The 17863-nt window shown below is 70.9% G+C and carries 16 protein-coding genes; 9 read left to right on the top strand and 7 right to left on the bottom strand.

All coding sequences use genetic code 11. The annotated features are described in order from the left end of the window. Positions 1-74 precede the first annotated feature (74 nt). The 3 genes from AXZ95_RS07420 to AXZ95_RS07410 all read right to left on the bottom strand — a co-directional run bounded on the left by AXZ95_RS07420 (position 75) and on the right by AXZ95_RS07410 (position 3366). Entirely contained in the window at positions 75-2234 is a 2160-nt protein-coding gene (locus AXZ95_RS07420; protein ID WP_018190395.1) for a DEAD/DEAH box helicase, read from the bottom strand. Between the two features lie 170 nt (positions 2235-2404). Next, positions 2405-2752: a DUF6804 family protein gene (locus AXZ95_RS07415; RefSeq protein ID WP_018190394.1), complete on the bottom strand. Its 348-nt coding sequence runs from the start codon at positions 2750-2752 to the stop codon at positions 2405-2407. Between the two features lie 110 nt (positions 2753-2862). Next, on the bottom strand, positions 2863-3366 hold the full coding sequence (locus AXZ95_RS07410; protein WP_231371061.1) for an RbsD/FucU domain-containing protein: 504 nt from the start codon (positions 3364-3366) through the stop codon (positions 2863-2865). A 118-nt stretch (positions 3367-3484) separates the two neighbouring features. Here AXZ95_RS07410 and AXZ95_RS07405 point away from each other — a divergent pair, with 118 nt between their 5' ends. From AXZ95_RS07405 to AXZ95_RS07365, 9 genes are all read left to right on the top strand, one after another. Further along, on the top strand, positions 3485-3763 hold the full coding sequence (locus tag AXZ95_RS07405) for a metal-sensitive transcriptional regulator (RefSeq protein WP_018190392.1): 279 nt from the start codon (positions 3485-3487) through the stop codon (positions 3761-3763). Between the two features lie 9 nt (positions 3764-3772). Continuing rightward, entirely contained in the window at positions 3773-4309 is a 537-nt protein-coding gene (locus AXZ95_RS07400; RefSeq protein WP_018190391.1) for an O-acetyl-ADP-ribose deacetylase, read from the top strand. Continuing rightward, a complete protein-coding gene (locus tag AXZ95_RS07395; protein WP_018190390.1) occupies positions 4306-5631 on the top strand; it encodes a M20/M25/M40 family metallo-hydrolase in 1326 nt (441 codons plus the stop codon). The genes AXZ95_RS07400 and AXZ95_RS07395 overlap by 4 nt, the downstream gene beginning before the upstream one ends. A gap of 256 nt (positions 5632-5887) precedes the next feature. After that, complete coding sequence (locus tag AXZ95_RS07390; protein WP_018190389.1) at positions 5888-7273, top strand: cytosine permease; 1386 nt, start codon at positions 5888-5890, stop codon at positions 7271-7273. Between the two features lie 45 nt (positions 7274-7318). Continuing rightward, the gene (locus tag AXZ95_RS07385) at positions 7319-8872 is read left to right on the top strand and encodes a hydantoinase/oxoprolinase family protein (RefSeq protein ID WP_018190388.1); all 1554 of its coding nucleotides are present in this window, start codon (positions 7319-7321) and stop codon (positions 8870-8872) included. Next, complete coding sequence (locus AXZ95_RS07380; RefSeq protein ID WP_018190387.1) at positions 8869-9963, top strand: DUF917 domain-containing protein; 1095 nt, start codon at positions 8869-8871, stop codon at positions 9961-9963. The genes AXZ95_RS07385 and AXZ95_RS07380 overlap by 4 nt, the downstream gene beginning before the upstream one ends. Beyond that, positions 9960-11099: a DUF917 domain-containing protein gene (locus tag AXZ95_RS07375; RefSeq protein WP_018190386.1), complete on the top strand. Its 1140-nt coding sequence runs from the start codon at positions 9960-9962 to the stop codon at positions 11097-11099. The genes AXZ95_RS07380 and AXZ95_RS07375 overlap by 4 nt, the downstream gene beginning before the upstream one ends. A 38-nt stretch (positions 11100-11137) precedes the next feature. After that, entirely contained in the window at positions 11138-12166 is a 1029-nt protein-coding gene (locus AXZ95_RS07370; RefSeq protein WP_018190385.1) for a DUF917 family protein, read from the top strand. Further along, complete coding sequence (locus tag AXZ95_RS07365; RefSeq protein ID WP_018190384.1) at positions 12163-13677, top strand: helix-turn-helix domain-containing protein; 1515 nt, start codon at positions 12163-12165, stop codon at positions 13675-13677. The genes AXZ95_RS07370 and AXZ95_RS07365 overlap by 4 nt, the downstream gene beginning before the upstream one ends. Positions 13678-13780: 103 nt before the next feature. Here AXZ95_RS07365 and AXZ95_RS07360 read toward each other — a convergent pair whose 3' ends face one another. From AXZ95_RS07360 to deoC, 4 genes are all read right to left on the bottom strand, one after another. Then, positions 13781-14374, bottom strand: coding sequence for an SGNH/GDSL hydrolase family protein (locus tag AXZ95_RS07360; RefSeq protein ID WP_018190383.1), 594 nt, complete (start codon positions 14372-14374; stop codon positions 13781-13783). Positions 14375-14447: 73 nt separating this feature from the next. After that, the gene (locus AXZ95_RS07355) at positions 14448-15308 is read right to left on the bottom strand and encodes an aldehyde dehydrogenase family protein (protein WP_018190382.1); all 861 of its coding nucleotides are present in this window, start codon (positions 15306-15308) and stop codon (positions 14448-14450) included. Continuing rightward, positions 15305-16810 (bottom strand): aldehyde dehydrogenase family protein, encoded by a 1506-nt coding sequence (locus tag AXZ95_RS07350; protein ID WP_018190381.1) that lies wholly within the window; start codon positions 16808-16810, stop codon positions 15305-15307. The genes AXZ95_RS07355 and AXZ95_RS07350 overlap by 4 nt, the downstream gene beginning before the upstream one ends. A 14-nt stretch (positions 16811-16824) precedes the next feature. Further along, the gene (deoC, locus tag AXZ95_RS07345; protein ID WP_018190380.1) at positions 16825-17862 is read right to left on the bottom strand and encodes a deoxyribose-phosphate aldolase; all 1038 of its coding nucleotides are present in this window, start codon (positions 17860-17862) and stop codon (positions 16825-16827) included. Position 17863: the final 1 nt, after the last annotated feature.

Here is a 17863-nt window from a genome sequence, read left to right as displayed (position 1 = left end):
TGACTTTTTCGGCCGATTCGGCGTCTGGAACGCGAAAAACTCAGGAGCCGGCGGTGTGAGCCGGCGGGGTGAGGTCAGGCGAGGGCGTCCGTCAGCAGGTGGATGAGGGCGTCGAGCTGCACGGAGTCGGCCGAGCCGACCTCGACATCGCTGCCGTCGAGGGCGCGCGCGGCGAGTCCCTGCTTGGCGTCGATGAGCTCGGCGATCTTCGAGTCGATCGTCTGCGCGGCGATGATCCGCCACGCCGTGACCGGCTCCTCCTGACCGATGCGGTGAACGCGGTCGATCGCCTGCGTCTGCTCCGCCGCCGTCCACGACAGCTCGGCGAGCACGACGTTCGACGCGGCCTGGAGGTTCAGGCCGACGCCCGCCGCTGTGAGCGAGCAGACCGCGACCGCGACCTCCGGGTCGTTGTTGAACGCGTCGATCTCCTTCTGCCGTGACAGCGCGGACTGGTCGCCGCGGATCGAGATCGTCTTCAGGTCGCGGGCCGCAAAGGCCTCCTCCGCCGCATCCATCACGTCGATGTGCTTGGCGAAGAACACCACCTTGCCGACCGAGCGGGCGAGCTGGGCCGTGTAGTCCGACGCGAGGCCGGCCTTCGCCTGGCCGATCCGGCGGACCATCGTGAAGACGTTCTCGCCGGACTTGGCCGACTTCGAGTCCTCCAGCTCGGACTGCGCGACCAGCCGGATGAGGTGCTTCTTGTGCGCCTCGTCGTCGCCTTCGAAGCCGTCCGGCCGACCGGCGGCCGCCGCGCGCTGGTAGCGCGTGACGAGCCGGGCGGCGAGGTCCTTCTCCGCCTGGCGGATCGAACGCCCGAGTTCGTCGTCCAGCTCGACCGGCAGGTCCACGACGCGACGGCTCGGCAGGTCGGCCGCGACGTCGAGCTTGCGCCGGCGCACGATGCCCATGTCGATGACGGCCTCGCGGGCGGCGGCGTAGAAGCCGAAGTCGGCCGGGGTCAGCCCGGTCTCCTCCAGGTGCTCCATGAGGGTCGCGGTCGGCTTGTTGCCGTCGATCCAGCCGAGGAACTGCCAGATCGCCTTGAAGTCGTCGATGTCGTTGATCAGCGGGGTACCGGTCAGGGCGATCATCAGTGGGTCCGGCGTCGTCGAGCGGATGGCGTCGGCCAGCCCCAGCACCAGGCGCGAACGCTGGGAGTGCAGGTTCTTGATGAAGTGCGCCTCGTCGACGACCATGCCCTTGAAGCCGAGCGTGCTCAGCCAGGAGAGGTGCCGATCCAGCACCTCGTAGTTGACGATGACGATGTCCGCGAAGGCGTCGAGGCCCTCGCCGTCGCCGTGGATGACCGTTGCGCGGCGCTGCGGAGTCCACCGCTCGACCTCGCGCGCCCAGTTCATCTTGACGACGTTGGGCACGACGGCGAGCAGCGGATACGCCCCGGCGACCGAGGCGGCGAGGACGGACTGCGCCGTCTTGCCGAGGCCCGGCTCATCCGCCAGCAGGAAGCTGCGGTGGCCGAGGCGCACGCTCTCGATGAAGCGCGACTGGTGGTGCATCAGCTCGAGGCCCTGCGGCGAGTAGCGGTCGATCAGCGGGGCGGGCGGCAGATCCATGCTGGCCGCCTGGCCCCCGGCGCCGTACTCGAACGACTTGAACAGCGGGCCGAGCAGCTCCCACGAGTCGAGTCGGCGGCGCGGCGTCGGCGCGGATGCGCTGAGACGGGAGAAGTCGGGCGCGAGGAACGGGTTGGACAGCTGGCGCGCCTTCACCGACGGCGGGACGACCTGCTTCTCCGCCAGCTCGGGCGGGATGACGCTGTCCTGCTTGGTCACCGGGCGCTCGATCGTGATGATCAGGTCGTCGGGCGAGAGCTCGGTTCCCGACTCCAGGAGCCAGTCACGGCGCATCTTCTGCGCGGTGGCCGTCGAGGGCGACTCGCTCTCGAGCAGCGAGATCAGCGACGTGTCGCGCGCCGCCGTCTTCGCCAGGATGGTCGCGATGCCGTCGAGGCGCTTCAGCTGCTCCGCACGTGCGGCGTCGCTGAGGTCCGGGTCGGACTTCGCCCTGGCGCGCTCCTCGCGCATCAGGAACGCGATCACCTGGAACTTGGTGCGGTTCGTCGGCCCGAGCTTCTTGCCGTCGGCGGCCTTCGCCTCGACCTCGCGCACCTTACGGGCGAGGACGGGGATGAGTCCGTCGTTGTTGGCGTGCCGGTTCTTCCGCTGCTGCGGCCTGGTCGGGCTGGTGCGCTGACCGGAACGAGACATGGTCCTCCAGGAGAGGCGTCGCGCACTGCCGGAGGGTGCGACGCCGTTTGGGCGTGAGGCCGGCGGGGCGGGGAGGTCGGGTACCGAGTGGACCGTGTTCGCCGCGAGTGACGCCGGGAGCGCGACGCAGGATGGCCGCGCAGCACCCATTTTACCGGATGTGCGGCCGTTCAGCGACGCGGGTCTGCGGGGATCTTGATCGTGACCGCCGCGGCGACGAACACGACGGCTCCCGCGATCGACAGACCCTGCAGTGCGACGCCGCCGAGCGGCAGCGGCCAGACCGGATTCCAGACCACCGCGAGGGGGATGAGGCCCGCGAACCACCACCACATCCGCGCCTGTCCGGCGAAGACGCAGAGGATGAGCGCGAGGATGCTGACCGCGTAGCGCACGTACAGGTACCAGTCGCCGCCGATCAGGGCGAGACCGGCGAGGAGCACGATCGCTCCGAGCAGGCCGGGGACCAGCGCGGCGCGGTTGAAGGCGGGCTGCTGCGGAGTGTGAGGTGCGGGCATCGGGAGTCCACTCTACGCAGTCCGGATGCCGGAAATGGTGCGCCCGCCCGATGGCGGAGACGTTCTCTCCGGTCGGGCGGGCGACGCTGTGTGGTGCGGGTCGCTGTCGGTTACAGCACTCCGCGGCGGAACAGGAATGCGCAGGGCGGGGCGTCGGATCCGACACGGACCGTGACGCTGGAGTTTCGGGCGAGCTCGAGGAACGGTTCGAGCTCGAGGCGGGTCATCGGGACTCGACGGAGTTCGGCGTCGGATGCGATCCCGTTCACTGCGAACGCGACGTCGGGTACGTCGTAGGGTTCGTCAGCGAGATCGAGGAACACGATCGGCGATGCATCGTCCTGGTCGAGCGGGAACACGGAGAGGATCGCCTCGGCGGCGGCCTCAGTCGTGACGTCGTCACCGAGGTGAACGACGGGCGTTGTTATCTTGTCCTCCGGGTAGCCGCTGCCGACGAGGGTAAGCGTCGCGCCATCATGCATCGCGTCGAGCGCGCTCAAGAGCGCACCGGACAGCAGCGGGCTGAGGTTCTTCAGCAAAGTCGGGCCTTTCCTGTTAAACGAATATTTCTCAACCCCTACGTGGAGGATAGACCCACCGGTATGTCCACACACGCCCCCTATTAGGGGGATACTTGTCTGTCCACCGTGCGCACACGCAGTCGAGATGCTCTGCGCGAACGGGATGGCGTACCCCCGCCGGGTATGAGCCTTCCGGGACTATCCTGAGGGGGTGATCGCAGACATCAAGAAACGGGCGCTGCACCGCACGCGCATCCTCGAAGGCCAGCTCCGGGGCCTCGAGAAGATGATCGAGAACGAGGACTACTGCATCGACATCATCACGCAGTCCCTCGCCATCCAGAAGTCGCTCGGCTCGCTCAACAAGCTGCTGGTCGAGAACCACCTCCGCACGCACGTCTCCGAGATGTTCGAGGAGGGCGGCAGCGCACGGGACGACGCGATCGTCGAGCTGCTCAAGGTGTACGAGCTCTCCAACAACCGCGGCTAGGCGCAGCGCATGAGTGACCGCGAAGAGCTCATCCACATCGTCCGCGGCGACATCACCGACGAGACCGTCGATGCCATCGTCAACGCCGCCAACAGCTCGCTCCTCGGTGGCGGTGGAGTCGACGGCGCCATCCACCGCCGCGGCGGGCCCACGATCCTGGAGGCCACGCGCGAGCTCCGCGCGACGACCCTCCCGGACGGCCTGCCCACCGGCCAGGCCGTCGCGACGACCGCGGGCGACCTCGCGGCGAAGTGGGTCATCCACGCGGTCGGGCCGGTCTGGTCGAGCAGCGAGGACCGCACCCCTCTCTTGCAGAACGCCTACCGCTCGTCCCTCCGCGTCGCCCGCGAGCTCGGTGCCCGCACCGTCGCCTTCCCCGCGATCTCGGCCGGCGTCTACGGCTGGCCGATGGATGACGCGGCGCGCATCGCCATCAGTACCGTCCGCGCCGTGCTGTCCTCCGGTGTCGGCTCGGTCGAGCACGTGCGCTTCGTCCTGTTCTCCGACGAGGCGTTCGACGCGTTCCGGGAAGCGGCCGGCGAGTGACGGCGGAGGCGCTCGACCGCTTCCGGGCTCTGCTGCGCATCCCCACCATGTCCCGCAACGCCGTCGAGGAGACCGACTGGGCGGTGTTCGACGAGTTCGTCGCCACGCTGCCGCAGCTGTATCCCGCGCTGCACAGCGCCCTGGAGCAGGAGCGGCACGGACACTCCCTGCTCTACCGCTGGCGCGGCCGGAGCGACGAGGCGCCCACCGTCCTGATGGCGCACTACGACGTGGTTCCCGCGACCGCGGAGGGCTGGACGCATCCGCCCTTCGCCGCCGAACTGACCGGCTCGGGCGAGCAGCAGCTGCTGTGGGGGCGCGGGGCGATCGACGACAAGGGGGCGCTCGTCGCGATCCTGGAGGCGGTGGAGGCGCTCGTGCAGGAGGGCTTCCAGCCGGCGAACGACGTGTACCTGAGCTTCGGACACGACGAGGAGACCGTCGGCTCGGGAGCGCGGGCGATCGCCTCGGTGCTCGCCGGGCGCGGCATCCACCCGGCACTGGTCCTCGACGAGGGCGGCGCCGTCGTCGAACGCATCTTCCCGGGCGTCAGCAAGCCCATCGCGGTGATCGGCGTGAGCGAGAAGGGCATCACCAGCGTGCGGCTCACCGTCGAACAGAACGGCGGTCACGCATCCACTCCCCCGAAGACGACCGCGACGGTCCGGCTCGCCCGCGCCATCACCCGCCTCAACGACCGGCCGTTCCCCGCCCGGCTGACCGAGACGAACCTGCGGATGGTGGAGACGCTGGGTGCGCACGCGACCGGTCCCCTGCGCGCCGTCTTCACGCGCGCGCGCCGACTGCAGCCCGCGCTGCGCGTCGTATTCGGCCGGCACAGCGACGAGACGCGCGCGATCGTGCGGACCACCACGGCCGTGACGCAGCTGCGCGGGAGCCTCGCCGCGAACGCACTGCCGGAGACGGCGGAGGCCGTGGTCAACACCCGGATCGCGGTCGGCTCGTCGGTCGCCGAGACGCTCGACCACATCCGCCGGGCGATCCGCGACGACGCCGTCCGGGTGGAGGCGGTCGACGCCAGCGAGCCGTCCCCGGTCTCCCCCGCCGACGGTCCCGAGTGGGACCGCCTCGCGACCGCGATCGGAGCCGTGCACCCGCACGCCGTTGTGACGCCGTACATCATGCTCGGCGCGAGCGACAGCCGGCACTTCACCCGCATCTGCGACGCGGTCTACCGGTTCACCCCGTTCGAGCTGAGCGCCGAGGAGCGGGGCGCGCTGCACGCGCGCGACGAGCGCATCCACGTCGCCACCTGGCGCCGCGGCATCGCCGTCTACGCCCACCTCCTCCGCGCCTCCTGACCCCTGCGCCTCCTGACCTCCCCCTTCGTGGACTCCGTCCACCGTCGAGTCCGCAAACTTTGTACGCCGCGACCGCGCGGCGCGTGCAAAGTTTGCGGACTCGACGGCTGGGGCGGAGCGGCGGGAGAGATGAGCCGGGGTGTGCGAAGTGCACAGAGTCGGGTCGAAGTCGTGCGGGGTGCACATTCCGTGCGGGTGGGGGCGCTGGCTACGGTTTCGGGCAACCGTCCCCCTCCACCCGTATGAAGGACATCCAATGGCACGCACAGCTCATGCCGACGACTTCGCCCTCTCCCGTGTGACCCCCGACGCGCGCAAGCCGTGGTTCGGGATCGCGGTGCAGCGCTTCGGTCAGGTCTCGGCTCTCTCGCAGTTCCTGCTCGGGGCGACCCTGGGCTACAGCATGACCTTCGGCGAGGCGGCGCTCGCGCTGCTTCTCGGCTCGATCATCCTCGAGGTGATCATGTGCATCGTCGGCATCATCGGGCAGAAGGAGGGGCTGAACACGGCCCTCCTGGCCCGCTGGACCGGCTTCGGCGAGATCGGCGCCTCCCTCGTCGGCCTCGCGATCGGCATCAGCCTCATCGGCTGGTTCGGCATCCAGTCCGCCATCTCCGCCCAATCCCTGAACGTGCTCATGCCCGGCGTCATGCCGGTGTGGGTCTGGAGCCTGCTGTTCGGCCTGGCCGTCACCGCCATCGTCGCGTACGGCTTCGTCGGGATGCAGTGGCTGGCGAACATCACCGTCCCGCTGTTCCTCATCCTCGTCGGCTGGTCGATCATCAGCGAGCTCAGCAAGCACTCGCTCGGCGAGCTGATGACGTCGCCCGCACCCGGTCCGACGATGTCGGTCTGGCAGGGCACCGGAATCGTCGCGGGCGGTCTCATCGTCGGCGCGATCATCACCGCCGACATGACGCGGTTCAACCGCAGCCGGGCCGACGTCGTCAAGCAGACCGTTCTGGGCGTGACGCTCGGCGAGTTCGTCATCGGCCTCGCCGGCGTGCTGCTCGCCCACGCGGCGGCCAGCGGCGACATCGTCGCCATCGTGACCTCGTCGATCGGCTTCGTCGGCCTGATCATCGTCATCACCGGAACGCTGAAGATCAACGACTGGAACCTGTACTCGTCCACGCTCGGACTGGTCAACTTCATCTCCACCGCGTTCGCGAAGAACCTGCACCGCGTGACCACGACGATCGTGCTCGGCATCGTCGGCTCGGTGCTCGCCGCCGCGGGCATCCTCGCCCAGTTCACCGGCTTCCTCACGATCCTCGGCGTCGCCTTCCCGCCGATCGCCGGCATCATGGTCGCCGAGTACTTCTTCGTCCGCCGGTGGCGCGGCGACCTCGACGCCACCCGGGCCTCCGGCCGCCTCCCGGAGCACGCCCCGCGGATCGTGCCCGTCACCCTCCTCGTGTGGCTGGTCTCCTCGCTGGTCGGCTACTTCGTGACCTGGGGCATCCCCGCCATCTGGTCGCTGCTGCTCTCGATCGTGCTCTACACGGTCGCCGGCAAGCTCGGCTGGGTTCGCGGCGTCGGCCGTGCCACGACGATCCAGGCTCCGGCCGGTGCGGACGGCGCGACGACGGCACCCGCGGCGGACGCCCCCTCCGGCCCCGAGGCCGTCGCCTCCAACTGAGCCCCGGCTCCCGAACCGCCCCATCACCACAGAAAGCGACACAACATGCATATCGGCATCGACGTCGGCGGCACCAACACCGACGCAGTGCTCATGGACGGCCGGACCACCCTGGCCGGCGTCAAGAACTCGACGAGCCCGGATGTCACCAGCGGCATCGTGAGCGCGATCGAAGCGCTGCGGGCGGCGCGGGACTTCCGGGGCGACGACATCCAGGCGGTGATGATCGGCACCACGCACTTCATCAACGCGCTCGTCGAGGCGAAGCGGCTCGCGCCCACCGCGGCCCTCCGCCTCGGCCTGCCCGCCACCCGGGCCCTTCCCCCGCTGGTGGACTGGCCGGAGTCGCTCATCGCCGCGATCGGCGGCCGGAGCTATCTGGCGCACGGCGGCTATGAGTTCGACGGTCGTCCCATCTCGCCGATCGACGTCGCCGAGCTCAAGGGCATCGCGGCCGACATGGCGGCTAACGGCGTGCGGTCGGTGGCCATCTCATCCGTCTTCTCGCCCGTGAACCACGACGTCGAGACGCAGGCGGCGGCCATCGTCGCGGACGAGCTGGGCGACGGCGTCGCCATCTCGCTGTCGCACGAGATCGGGCGCATCGGGCTGCTCGAGCGCGAGAACGCCACGATCATCAACGCGGCGCTGCGCGAGCTCGCCTCCGAGATCGTCGACGGCCTCACCTCTGCGGTGCGCGCCCAGGGCATCGACGCGCCCATCTTCCTCAGCCAGAACGACGGGACGCTGATGGACGAGGACTACGTGCGCCTCTACCCGGTGGCGACCTTCGCCTCCGGCCCGACCAACTCCATGCGCGGCGCCGCCCTCACCAGCGGCCTCGAGACCTGCGCGGTGGTGGACATCGGCGGAACGACGGCCGACATCGGCCTGCTCGTCAACGGCTTCCCGCGCGAGACCGCCAACGAGGTCAAGGTTGCCGGCGTGCGCACCAACTTCCGGATGCCGGACGTGCTGTCGATCGGCATCGGCGGCGGGTCCATCGTCGACACCGAGACGGCGGAGGTCGGGCCCGAGTCGGTCGGCTACCGGCTGACCTCCGAGGCCCTCGTCTTCGGCGGTTCGACCCTGACCGCGACGGACATCGCCGTCGCTGCCGGCCGCGCCGACATCGGCGACCCCGCGAAGGTCGCCCACCTCGACCCCGCCTTCGTGCAGCGGGTGCTCGACCGCATCGCCGAACGCGTCGCAGAGGCCGTCGACCGGATGCGCACCTCCCCCGACCCCATCCCCGTCGTCGCGGTGGGCGGCGGCTCGATCCTGCTGCCGGACGAGCTGCCGATCTTCGGAGCCGTGCATCGGCCCGACAACTACGCCGTCGCCAACGCGATCGGCGCATCCATCGCACAGGTCGGGGGCGAGATCGACAAGGTGTACGCCGTCGAGCCCGGCCGCCGCGAGGAGGCCATCGCCGCCGTTCGGGCGGAGGCGGTGGACAAGGCGATCGCGGCCGGCGCTTCCCCCACGTCGGTCGCGATCGTCGACTTCGACGAGGTGCCCATCCCGTACCTGCCCGGCAACGCGACCCGGATCCGGGTCAAGGCCGTCGGCGACCTGGCGATGGAGGTGCGGGTATGAGCTGGACGCTGACCGCCGACCGCATCGCCGAGCTCGCGCGCGGCGCCGCCGTGCTCGGGACGGGAGGAGGCGGAGACCCGTACATCGGGTCTCTGCTGGCCGCCCAGGCGCTCGCCGAGCACGGACCGGTGACCGTCGTCTCCCTCGACGAGGTGCCCGACGACGCCCTGGTGCTCACCGTCGCGATGATGGGCGCCCCGACCGTCATGGTCGAGAAGCTGCCCAGCCTCGAGGAGGTGATCGCGCCCGTCCACGCCCTCGGCACCTATCTCGGGCGGCCGGTCACCCACGTGGCGTGCGCCGAGATCGGCGGGGTCAACTCCACGATCCCGGTGGCCGCGGCCGCAGCGCTCGGACTGCCGCTGGTGGATGCCGACGGCATGGGCCGCGCGTTCCCCGAGCTGCAGATGGTGCTGCCGACGCTGTACGGCGTCACGGCGTCCCCGCTCGCCTTCGGCGACGAGAAGGGCAACGTCGGCGTGCTGAACACCGCCGACAACCACTGGACCGAGCGGATCGCCCGCGTCGCCTGCGTCGAGATGGGCTGCTCGATCATGATCTCCGGCTTCCCGATGAGCGGCGCCGTCGCGCGGGAGGCGCTCGTCCCGGGTTCGTTGACGCACTGCCTCGCCATCGGCTCCGGGATCACCGCCGCCCGCGCGGCGAAGACCGACGCGGTCGCGGCGACCGTTGAGCTGCTCGGCGGCCGCGAGTTCTTCTCCGGCAAGGTGGTGGATGTGGAACGCGGCACCACCGCCGGGTTCGCCCGCGGGCGCGCCCGCATCGAGGGCGCGGAGTCGTCGCTCGACCTCGCCTTCCAGAACGAGCATCTGATCGCGCGGTCCGGCGACGAGGTCTTCGTGACCACTCCCGACCTGATCATCGTGCTCGACGCCGAGAGCGGGGAGCCGATCACCACCGAGGGCCTGCGGTACGGCCAGCGGGTGCGGGTGATCGCCGCGCCCAGCGACCCGCGCTGGCACAGCGCCGAGGCGCTCGCCATGGTCGGCCCCGGATACTTCGGCTACGACCTGCCGTCGCACCGCTTCGACGGAACCGTCGAGCGCACCCTCGAGGAGGTGACCGCGTGAACTGGACGCTGACCGCGGCCGACCTCCCGGACCTCGCCCGCGGCGCGACACTGCTCGGAACGGGCGGCGGCGGCGATCCCTACATCGGTCAGATGCTCGTCGCCCGCGTGCTGAGCGAGAGCGGCCTCGGCGAGCGCGGCATCACCATCCTCGACCCGGACGACCTCGCGGACGACACGTTCGTCATCCCGACGGCGCAGATGGGCGCTCCGACCGTGATGATCGAGAAGATCCCGGCGGGTACGGAGCCGACCCTCGCGCTGCGGACGCTGGAGGCGCACCTCGGCCGGTCGGCCGACGCCACCATGCCGATCGAGTGTGGTGGCATCAACTCGATGATCCCGCTGATCGTCGCCGCCGAGACCGGACTGCCGGTCGTGGATGCGGACGGCATGGGCCGCGCGTTCCCCGAGCTGTCGATGGAGACGTTCGCCGTGTACGGCGTGCACGGGTCTCCCCTGGCGCTCGCCGGAGAGCGGGGCGAGACCGTCATCATCGACACCGGCGACGACGACCGGCAGATGGAGTGGCTGGCGCGCGGCATCACCATCCGGCTGGGCGGAGTCGGGCACATCGCCGAGTACGCGATGAGCGGCGCCGACGTGAAGCGCACCGCCGTCCCGCGCACGCTCTCGATGGCGCTCGCCCTCGGCCGGGCGATCCGGGAAGCGCGGGAGGAGCACCGCTCGCCTTTCGAGGCGATCGCGCAGACCCTCTCCACCACGCTGTACTCGGAGGTGCGGGAGCTGTTCGCCGGCAAGGTGACGGACGTGGAGCGCCGCACCACCGAGGGCTTCGCCAAGGGCCGGGCCACGATCTCGTCGCTCGACGGGACGAGGGACGGGACGGGCGGTTCCGGCAGCACGCTCGAGATCCGCTTCCAGAACGAGAACCTCACGGCGCACCGCGACGGCGAGCTCGTCGCGATCGTGCCCGACCTGATCTGCGTCACCGACATCGAGTCGGGAGAGCCGATCACCACGGAGGGTCTGCGCTACGGACAGCGCGTGCGCGTGCTCGGCATCTCCACCCCGGAGATGATGCGGACTCCCGCAGCGCTCGCCGCTTTCGGTCCGCGCGCGTTCGGGCTGACCGAGGAGTTCGTCCCCGTCGAGACGGCGCAGGCGCTGGTCTGACGCCGTCGCCGCGGCGGTCTCCGCCTACTCTGGAGGGCATGAGAACTCTCGGACAGGAGAGCCTGCCTGCTCTCGCCCGGGGATTCTCCCTGCTCGGCTCCGGAGGCGGCGGGGCGACCACGATGCTGGAGCTCATGGTGCAGGACGCCCCGATCTGGCCGATCGCCCTGCGGGAGCCGGAGGAGTTCGACCCGTCCACGCCGTGCGTCGCCGTTGCGTTCGCCGGGTCGACGTACCTGCTGACCGAGCGCCTTCCCGCCGCCGACGCGTTCGGGCCGCTTCTGGCCGCCGCCGAGCGCTGGACCGGGGTGCGCGCCCGGGCCGTGTGCGGGCTGGAAGGTGCCGGGATGAACGGGCTCAGCCCGCTGCTCCTGGCCGACCGCCTGGACCTCGTCGACGCCGACCTGATGGGACGCGCCCTCCCCCGGCTCGATCAGATCTCGCTGCTGGTGGACGCCGTCCCCGGCGTGGTGGCGGTCTGCGACACCGGCGGTGGCGTCGTCGTGATCGACACCGCCCGCCCCGCCGACGTCGAGAGCCAGGTGCGCGCCGCCATCGTGCAGGCCGGAGGCGCCGGAGCCGTACTCATCGCCGGGTTCACCGTGGGCGACCTCACCGAGCACGGCGTGCTCGGCACCCCGACGCGGGCCCTCCGTCTCGGCCGGGGCGGCGCCGACCGGAGCCTGGCGCCGGCCGCACTCGCGGAAGCGCTCGGCGCCCGGCTCCTCGGCACGGGCCGTGTGGCCGGAGTCGAGGCCTCGATCGAAGACCCGTACGTGAGCGCCATCCAGCTCGACGACGACGGCGGCGCGCTCCTTCGGCTGGTGGCGCGGTCGGAGCTGCTGGCCGTCGTGCGCGACGGCGTGACCACCGCCGCGAGCCCCGAGATCATCGTGGCGCTCGACTCGGTCTCGGGCGACGTCCTCCAGGTCGACGAGATCACCCTCGCCCGCAACGTGATCGTGCTGGCGCTGGGGGCCCCGGCGTGGTGGACGTCCTCCCCCGACCGCGAACGGCACATCACCCCCGCCGGGTTCGGGCTGCGCGGGCTGGAGGTGCCCGCGTGAGCGACGGACTCGACCTCGCCGCGCTGTTCGCGCATCCCGCGAACGGCGGGCTGCGCGGGATCGCCGGAGCGCATCCATCGGTCGTCTGGCGGGAGCTCGTCGTCGCGGCGGACGAATCGGGACTGCCGGCCGACGGCGACGGACGACTCGCGGTGCTCACGGTCCCTCCACCGGCGACGCCCTGGCAGCAGGATGCGCTGGTGCGCCGCGTCCGCGACCGCGGCTACCGGGGGCTGGTGCTCCCGGAGGCGGAGGGATTCGGCGCCGGCACCCGCTCGCTCGCGGAGCGTCTGGGTCTCGCGCTCCTCGGCGCGACCGACCCGATGGCGCTCGCGCGTGCGGGGTGGGAGCTCCGCGAGGGCCGGGATGCGCTGACCCTCGGGTACGTGCGCCGCGTCGCGCAGTCGATCGAGTACCACGCCGACAACCTCGCGGACCTGCTGCGACACCTCTCCGCCAGCGTCGGCCACGGTGTCGCCCTGATCGACAGCGAAGGCGTGCTGCTGGAGGCCGGGCAATCGCTTCCTGCGGTCGTGCACGCCGCAGTCGACTTCGGTCCCTGGATCAGCACGGTCGAGCTGCCGGAGGGGTCCGCGGCCTCGGTGCGGGTCGACAGCCCCAGCCGGGCGGGCCTGCGGCTGGCCGTCTTCGGGCAGGGGCTCGGGGCCGTCCAGCTGAGCGCCCTTGCGGTCGCGGCGGAGGTCGCCATGCCGGCGGTGGCGGCGCGCATCCTCATCGACGAGGTCGCCGACGTGAACGATGCCGCCGTCGCCTCGGGCCTGCTCCGCGACTTCCTCGAGCTGCGCGACAGCCGTGACTCCGATCTGGAGCAGCGGATGCTGGAGCGCGGCTGGCGCACGACCGGATACCACCTGGGGTTCCGGCTGGTCGGACGCTCCCGCCTGGACACACTCCAGCTGCTGCGGCTGGTGGCGCGGGAGCTGACGGCACTTCCCGTGGACTCGCACGCCGCCACCAGCGGCCGAGGGGTGACGGGCTGGCTCAGCTTCGCCACGCCTCCCCCGCCGAGCCGCGTCGAGGAGAGCGTCCGGGCGCTGCTGGCGGTGCACACCGCCGCGCGCCGCGTGTTCAACGTCGCGACCGGCGTCGGGACACTCGAGAGCGGCGCGACCGGCCTCGTCACCACCATCGACGGAGCGTCGGACGCCGCCCGCATCGCAGCGGGCCGCTCGGCGACCGGCTATTTCGTGCGGATCGACGCGCTCGGACTGGAGCAGCTGCTGCTGTCGTGGACCGAGAGCGACACGTTCGTCCCGGCCGCCGAATCCCTGCTGGCCCCGCTGATCGCGCGCGGGCCGGAGCTCGTCGAGACGCTCGCCGCGTATCTGGATCACGAATCGGGCATCGCGGCGACCGCCGAAGCGCTGGGCCTCCACCGCAACACGGTCTCCACCCGCGTGGCCCGGGCCCAGGAGCTGCTCGGTCTCGACCTGGCCGACCCCGAGACCCGCCTCGCCGTGCACCTCGCGTGCCGTGCGCTGCGCCGCTGATCCGCCCATCGTCGAGTCCGCAAACTTTGCACGTCCACGCGGCGCGTCGTGTGCAAAGTTTGCGGACTCGACGGTGGGCGGAGGGGCGGAGGGGCGGGAGGGGTTAGGCGGCGCCGCCGAGGTCGGGCAGGGTGATGGCGCGGCTCGACGGAGGCAGTTCGCGGAGGCGCTCCAGCGCCGGGATGAGCTCGCCGGCCCACACGCGGTAGCCCTCGGCGTTCAGGTGCAGGCGGTCCTCGGTGTATGCCGGATTCAGCTCGCCGTCCTCCAGCGCCATCGCCGGCCACAGGTCGAGCCAGCCCGCGTGCACGGTCGGCGCGAACTGCCAGAGGTGCCGGTTGATGTCGCGGATCTGGTCGGCGAACTCGTGCCCCCGCGGCATCACCGACTGCGCGAGGATGCGCGTCTCCGGCAACTCCTTGCGCAGCGTGACGAGCATGGTCTCGACGTTGCGCACGACGTGCTCCACCGAGCGGCGCCAGGCCAGGTCGTTGGTCCCGATGAGGAGCGCCACCAGAGCGGGCCGCGTGTCGATCACGTCTCCGAGCCGTGCGAGCACGTCGTCGGTGGTGTCGCCGGCCATCCCGAAGTTGCGGACCGCCTCGCCCGGAAGCAGCGCATCCCAGTCGCCTCCCTGCGTCAGGCTGTCGCCGACGAGGGCCAGCTCACCGCGTTCCGGTCTCCACTCATCCGTCATACCGTGTCCCCGTTCCTCGCCCCCATCCTCCCCCACATCCGCGACAAGGGGAAGGAAAGCGGGCTCGGGCGGCCTAGAGCAGCGACTTCGTGTGCCAGACCGTCTTCGTCTCGGTGAAGAAGGCGATCCGGTCGAGCGAGGGCGCTGCCGCGTCCGGGCCGTTCTCGGGCGTCAGCACGCGCTTGAGGGTGTCGGCCGCGGCGATCTGCAGGTCCACCCAGTCGAGGTCGCCCGCGCCGACGAGGTCGAGGGCGTTGACGTCGGCGTGCGAAGCCAGCCACGGCGCGATCTCGGCCGGCGACCCGGTCAGGATGTTGACGACTCCGCCCGGCACGTCGCTCGTCGCGAGCACCTCGCTGAGGCTGATCGCCGAGAGCGGGAAGCGCTCACTCGCGATCACGACGACCGTGTTGCCGGCGACGAGCGCGGGGGCGACCGCACTGGTGAACCCGAGCAGGCTGGAGTCCTGCGGTGCGACGATCGCGACGACGCCGGTCGGCTCCGGGACCGAGATGTTGAAGTACGGGCCGGCGACGGGGTTGGCGTTGCCCGCGACCTGCGCGAACTTGTCCGCCCATCCCGCGTACCAGACCCAGCGGTCGATGGCCTCGTCGACCTTTGCGGTCGCCGCAGACGTCGACACGCCTTCGGACTTCTGGATCTCGTCGATGAACTGAGCGCGACGCCCCTCCATCAGCTCCGCGATCCGGTACAGCACCTGGCCGCGGTTGTAGGCGGTGGCGCCGGACCAGCCGGACACGGCCGCGCGCGCGGCGACGACCGCGTCGCGGGCGTCCTTGCGGGACGCCTTGGCCGCGTTCGCCAGGAACGCGCCCTTCGCGGAGACGACCTCGTAGGTGCGGCCGGACTCGCTGCGCGGGAACTTCCCGCCGATGTACAGCTTGTAGGTCTTCGGAACAGCCAGGCGGCTCATTTGGAGGCTCCCTTGCGGGTCGGGCGGACGGCGGGGATGCGGAGCGGCGACGCGGGCGCCAGCGAGCGGCCGGGCACGAGGTACGCGCCCAGACCGTGGCGACCGCCCTCGCGGCCGTAGCCGGACTCCTTGTAGCCGCCGAACGGGCTCGCGGGGTCGAAGCGGTTGAAGGTGTTGGCCCAGACGACGCCGGCCCGCAGCTTGTCGGCAACGGCCAGGATGCGGCTGCCCTTCTCGGACCAGATACCGGCCGACAGTCCGTACGGCGTGTTGTTCGCCTTCGCGATCGCCTCGGCCGGTGTGCGGAAGGTCAGCACCGACAGCACAGGGCCGAAGATCTCCTCGCGGGCGATACGGTGGCTGGTCGACACGTTGTCGAAGATGGTCGGCGCGAACCAGAAGCCGTTCTCGGGGATCTCGCAGTCCGCCGTCCAGCGCTCCGCGCCCTCCGCCTCTCCGATGTCGGACAGCTCGCGGATGCGCTGCAGCTGCTCGGCCGAGTTGATCGCGCCGATGTCGGTGTTCTTGTCGAGCGGGTCGCCGAGGCGCAGCGTCGACAGGCGGCTCTTCAGCCGTTCGACGACCTCGTCGTGGATGCTCTCCTGCACCAGCAGGCGGCTTCCGGCGCAGCAGACGTGGCCCTGGTTGAAGAAGATGCCGTTGACGATGCCCTCGACCGCCTGGTCGATGGGCGCGTCGTCGAAGACGATGTTCGCGGCCTTGCCGCCGAGCTCCAGCGTCAGCTTCTTGGACGTTCCGGCGACCGTGCGGGCGATCTCGCGCCCGACGGCGGTGGAGCCGGTGAAGGCGACCTTGTTCACGTCCGGGTGGGCGACCAGGTCGCGCCCGGTCTCCCCTGCACCGGTGACGATGTTCACGACACCCGCCGGGAGGTCGGCCTGCTGCACGATCTCGGCGAACAGCAGCGCGGTCAGCGGGGTGGTCTCGGCCGGCTTCAGCACGACCGTGTTGCCCGCGGCGAGGGCCGGAGCGATCTTCCACGCGAGCATCAGCAGCGGGAAGTTCCACGGGATCACCTGCGCGGCGACCCCGAGCGCGCGGGGCGCAGGGCCGAGGCCGGCGTGCTCGAGCTTGTCCGCCCATCCCGCGTAGTAGAAGAACCAGGCGGCGACGAGCGGGACGTCCACATCCCGGCTCTCCTTGATCGGCTTGCCGTTGTCGAGGCTCTCGGCCACGGCGAGCTCGCGGGCGCGCTCCTGGACGAGCCGGGCGATGCGGAAGAGGTACTTGCCGCGGTCGCTGCCGCTCATCCGCGACCAGACGCGGTCGTAGGCGCGGCGGGCGGCGGCGACGGCCGCATCCACATCGGAGGAGTCGGCGGTGGCGATGGTCGCCAGGCGCTCCTCCGTCGCGGGAGAGATGGTCTGGAACGGCGTACCGTGCCCGTCGACGAACTCGCCGTCGATGAACAGGCCGTACTGGTCGCGCAGGTTCAGGATCGACCGCGACTCGGGAGCCGGTGCGTATTCGAGGAAACTCATGGTCTGGTCAGCTTTCAGTCGATCGTCACGTAGTCGGCGCCGGAGTAGTGCCCGGTGGCCAGCTTCTGGCGCTGCAGGAGCACGTCGTTCAGGAGGCTGGAGGCGCCGAACCGGAACAGGTGCGGCTGCAGCCACCGCTCGCCGACCGTCTCCGCCACGGTCACGAGGTACTTGATGGCGTCCTTCGACGAGCGGATGCCGCCGGCCGGCTTGACGCCGATCTCCTCGCCGGTGAGCAGGTGCCAATCGCGCACGACCTCCAGCATCAGCAGGGTCACCGGGAGCGTCGCGGCCGGCGACACCTTGCCGGTGGACGTCTTGATGAAGTCGCCACCCGCGAGGATGCTCAGCCAGGAGGCGCGTCGCACGTTGTCGTACGTGTTCAGCTCGCCCGTCTCCAGGATCACCTTGAGGTGGGCGTACGTGCCGTCCTCGCGGCGGCACGCCTCCTTGACGGCGACGATCTCGTCGAAGACGAGCCCGTAGCGGCCGGAGAGGAAGGCGCCGCGGTCGATGACCATGTCGATCTCGTCCGCGCCGGCCGCAACGGCTTCCGCCGTGTCTGCCAGCTTGACCTTGAGCGAGGCGCGTCCGCTCGGGAAGGCGGTCGCTACGGCGGCGACGTTGACGCCCCCGGTGCCTCCGGCCCGGCGGACGGCGCCGGCGTGCGCGGCGCCCAGCGCCTCGACGGCATACGGCACCATGTCGCCGTAGACGCAGACCGCGGCGGGGCGCGGAGTGGACGGGTCGGACGGGTCGGGGGTGAGTGCCTTGGCGGCGAGCGACCGCACCTTGCCGGGGGTGTCCGCGCCCTCCAGGGTGGTGAGGTCGATCAGCTCGATGACGGTGTCGAGAGCCCACTTCTTGCTGGTGGTCTTGATGGAGCGCGTGCCGAGGCCGGCCGCGCGCTGCTCCAGGCCCACCGCATCCACTCCCGGGATGCCGTTGAGGTAACGCCGGAGCGATCCCTCCGTCAGGTCGCCGCCGAGCACCTCGACGGCGCGGGCCGCGGGTGCGAGGGTGCGCACGGGCGGCGTTGTCTCGATGGTCACG

Source organism: Leifsonia sp. 115AMFTsu3.1 (assembly GCF_004362795.1).
GTDB lineage: Bacteria > Actinomycetota > Actinomycetes > Actinomycetales > Microbacteriaceae > Leifsonia.
Note: the sequence above shows the minus strand (reverse complement) of the source record. Positions and strands in the feature narration are given on the sequence as shown.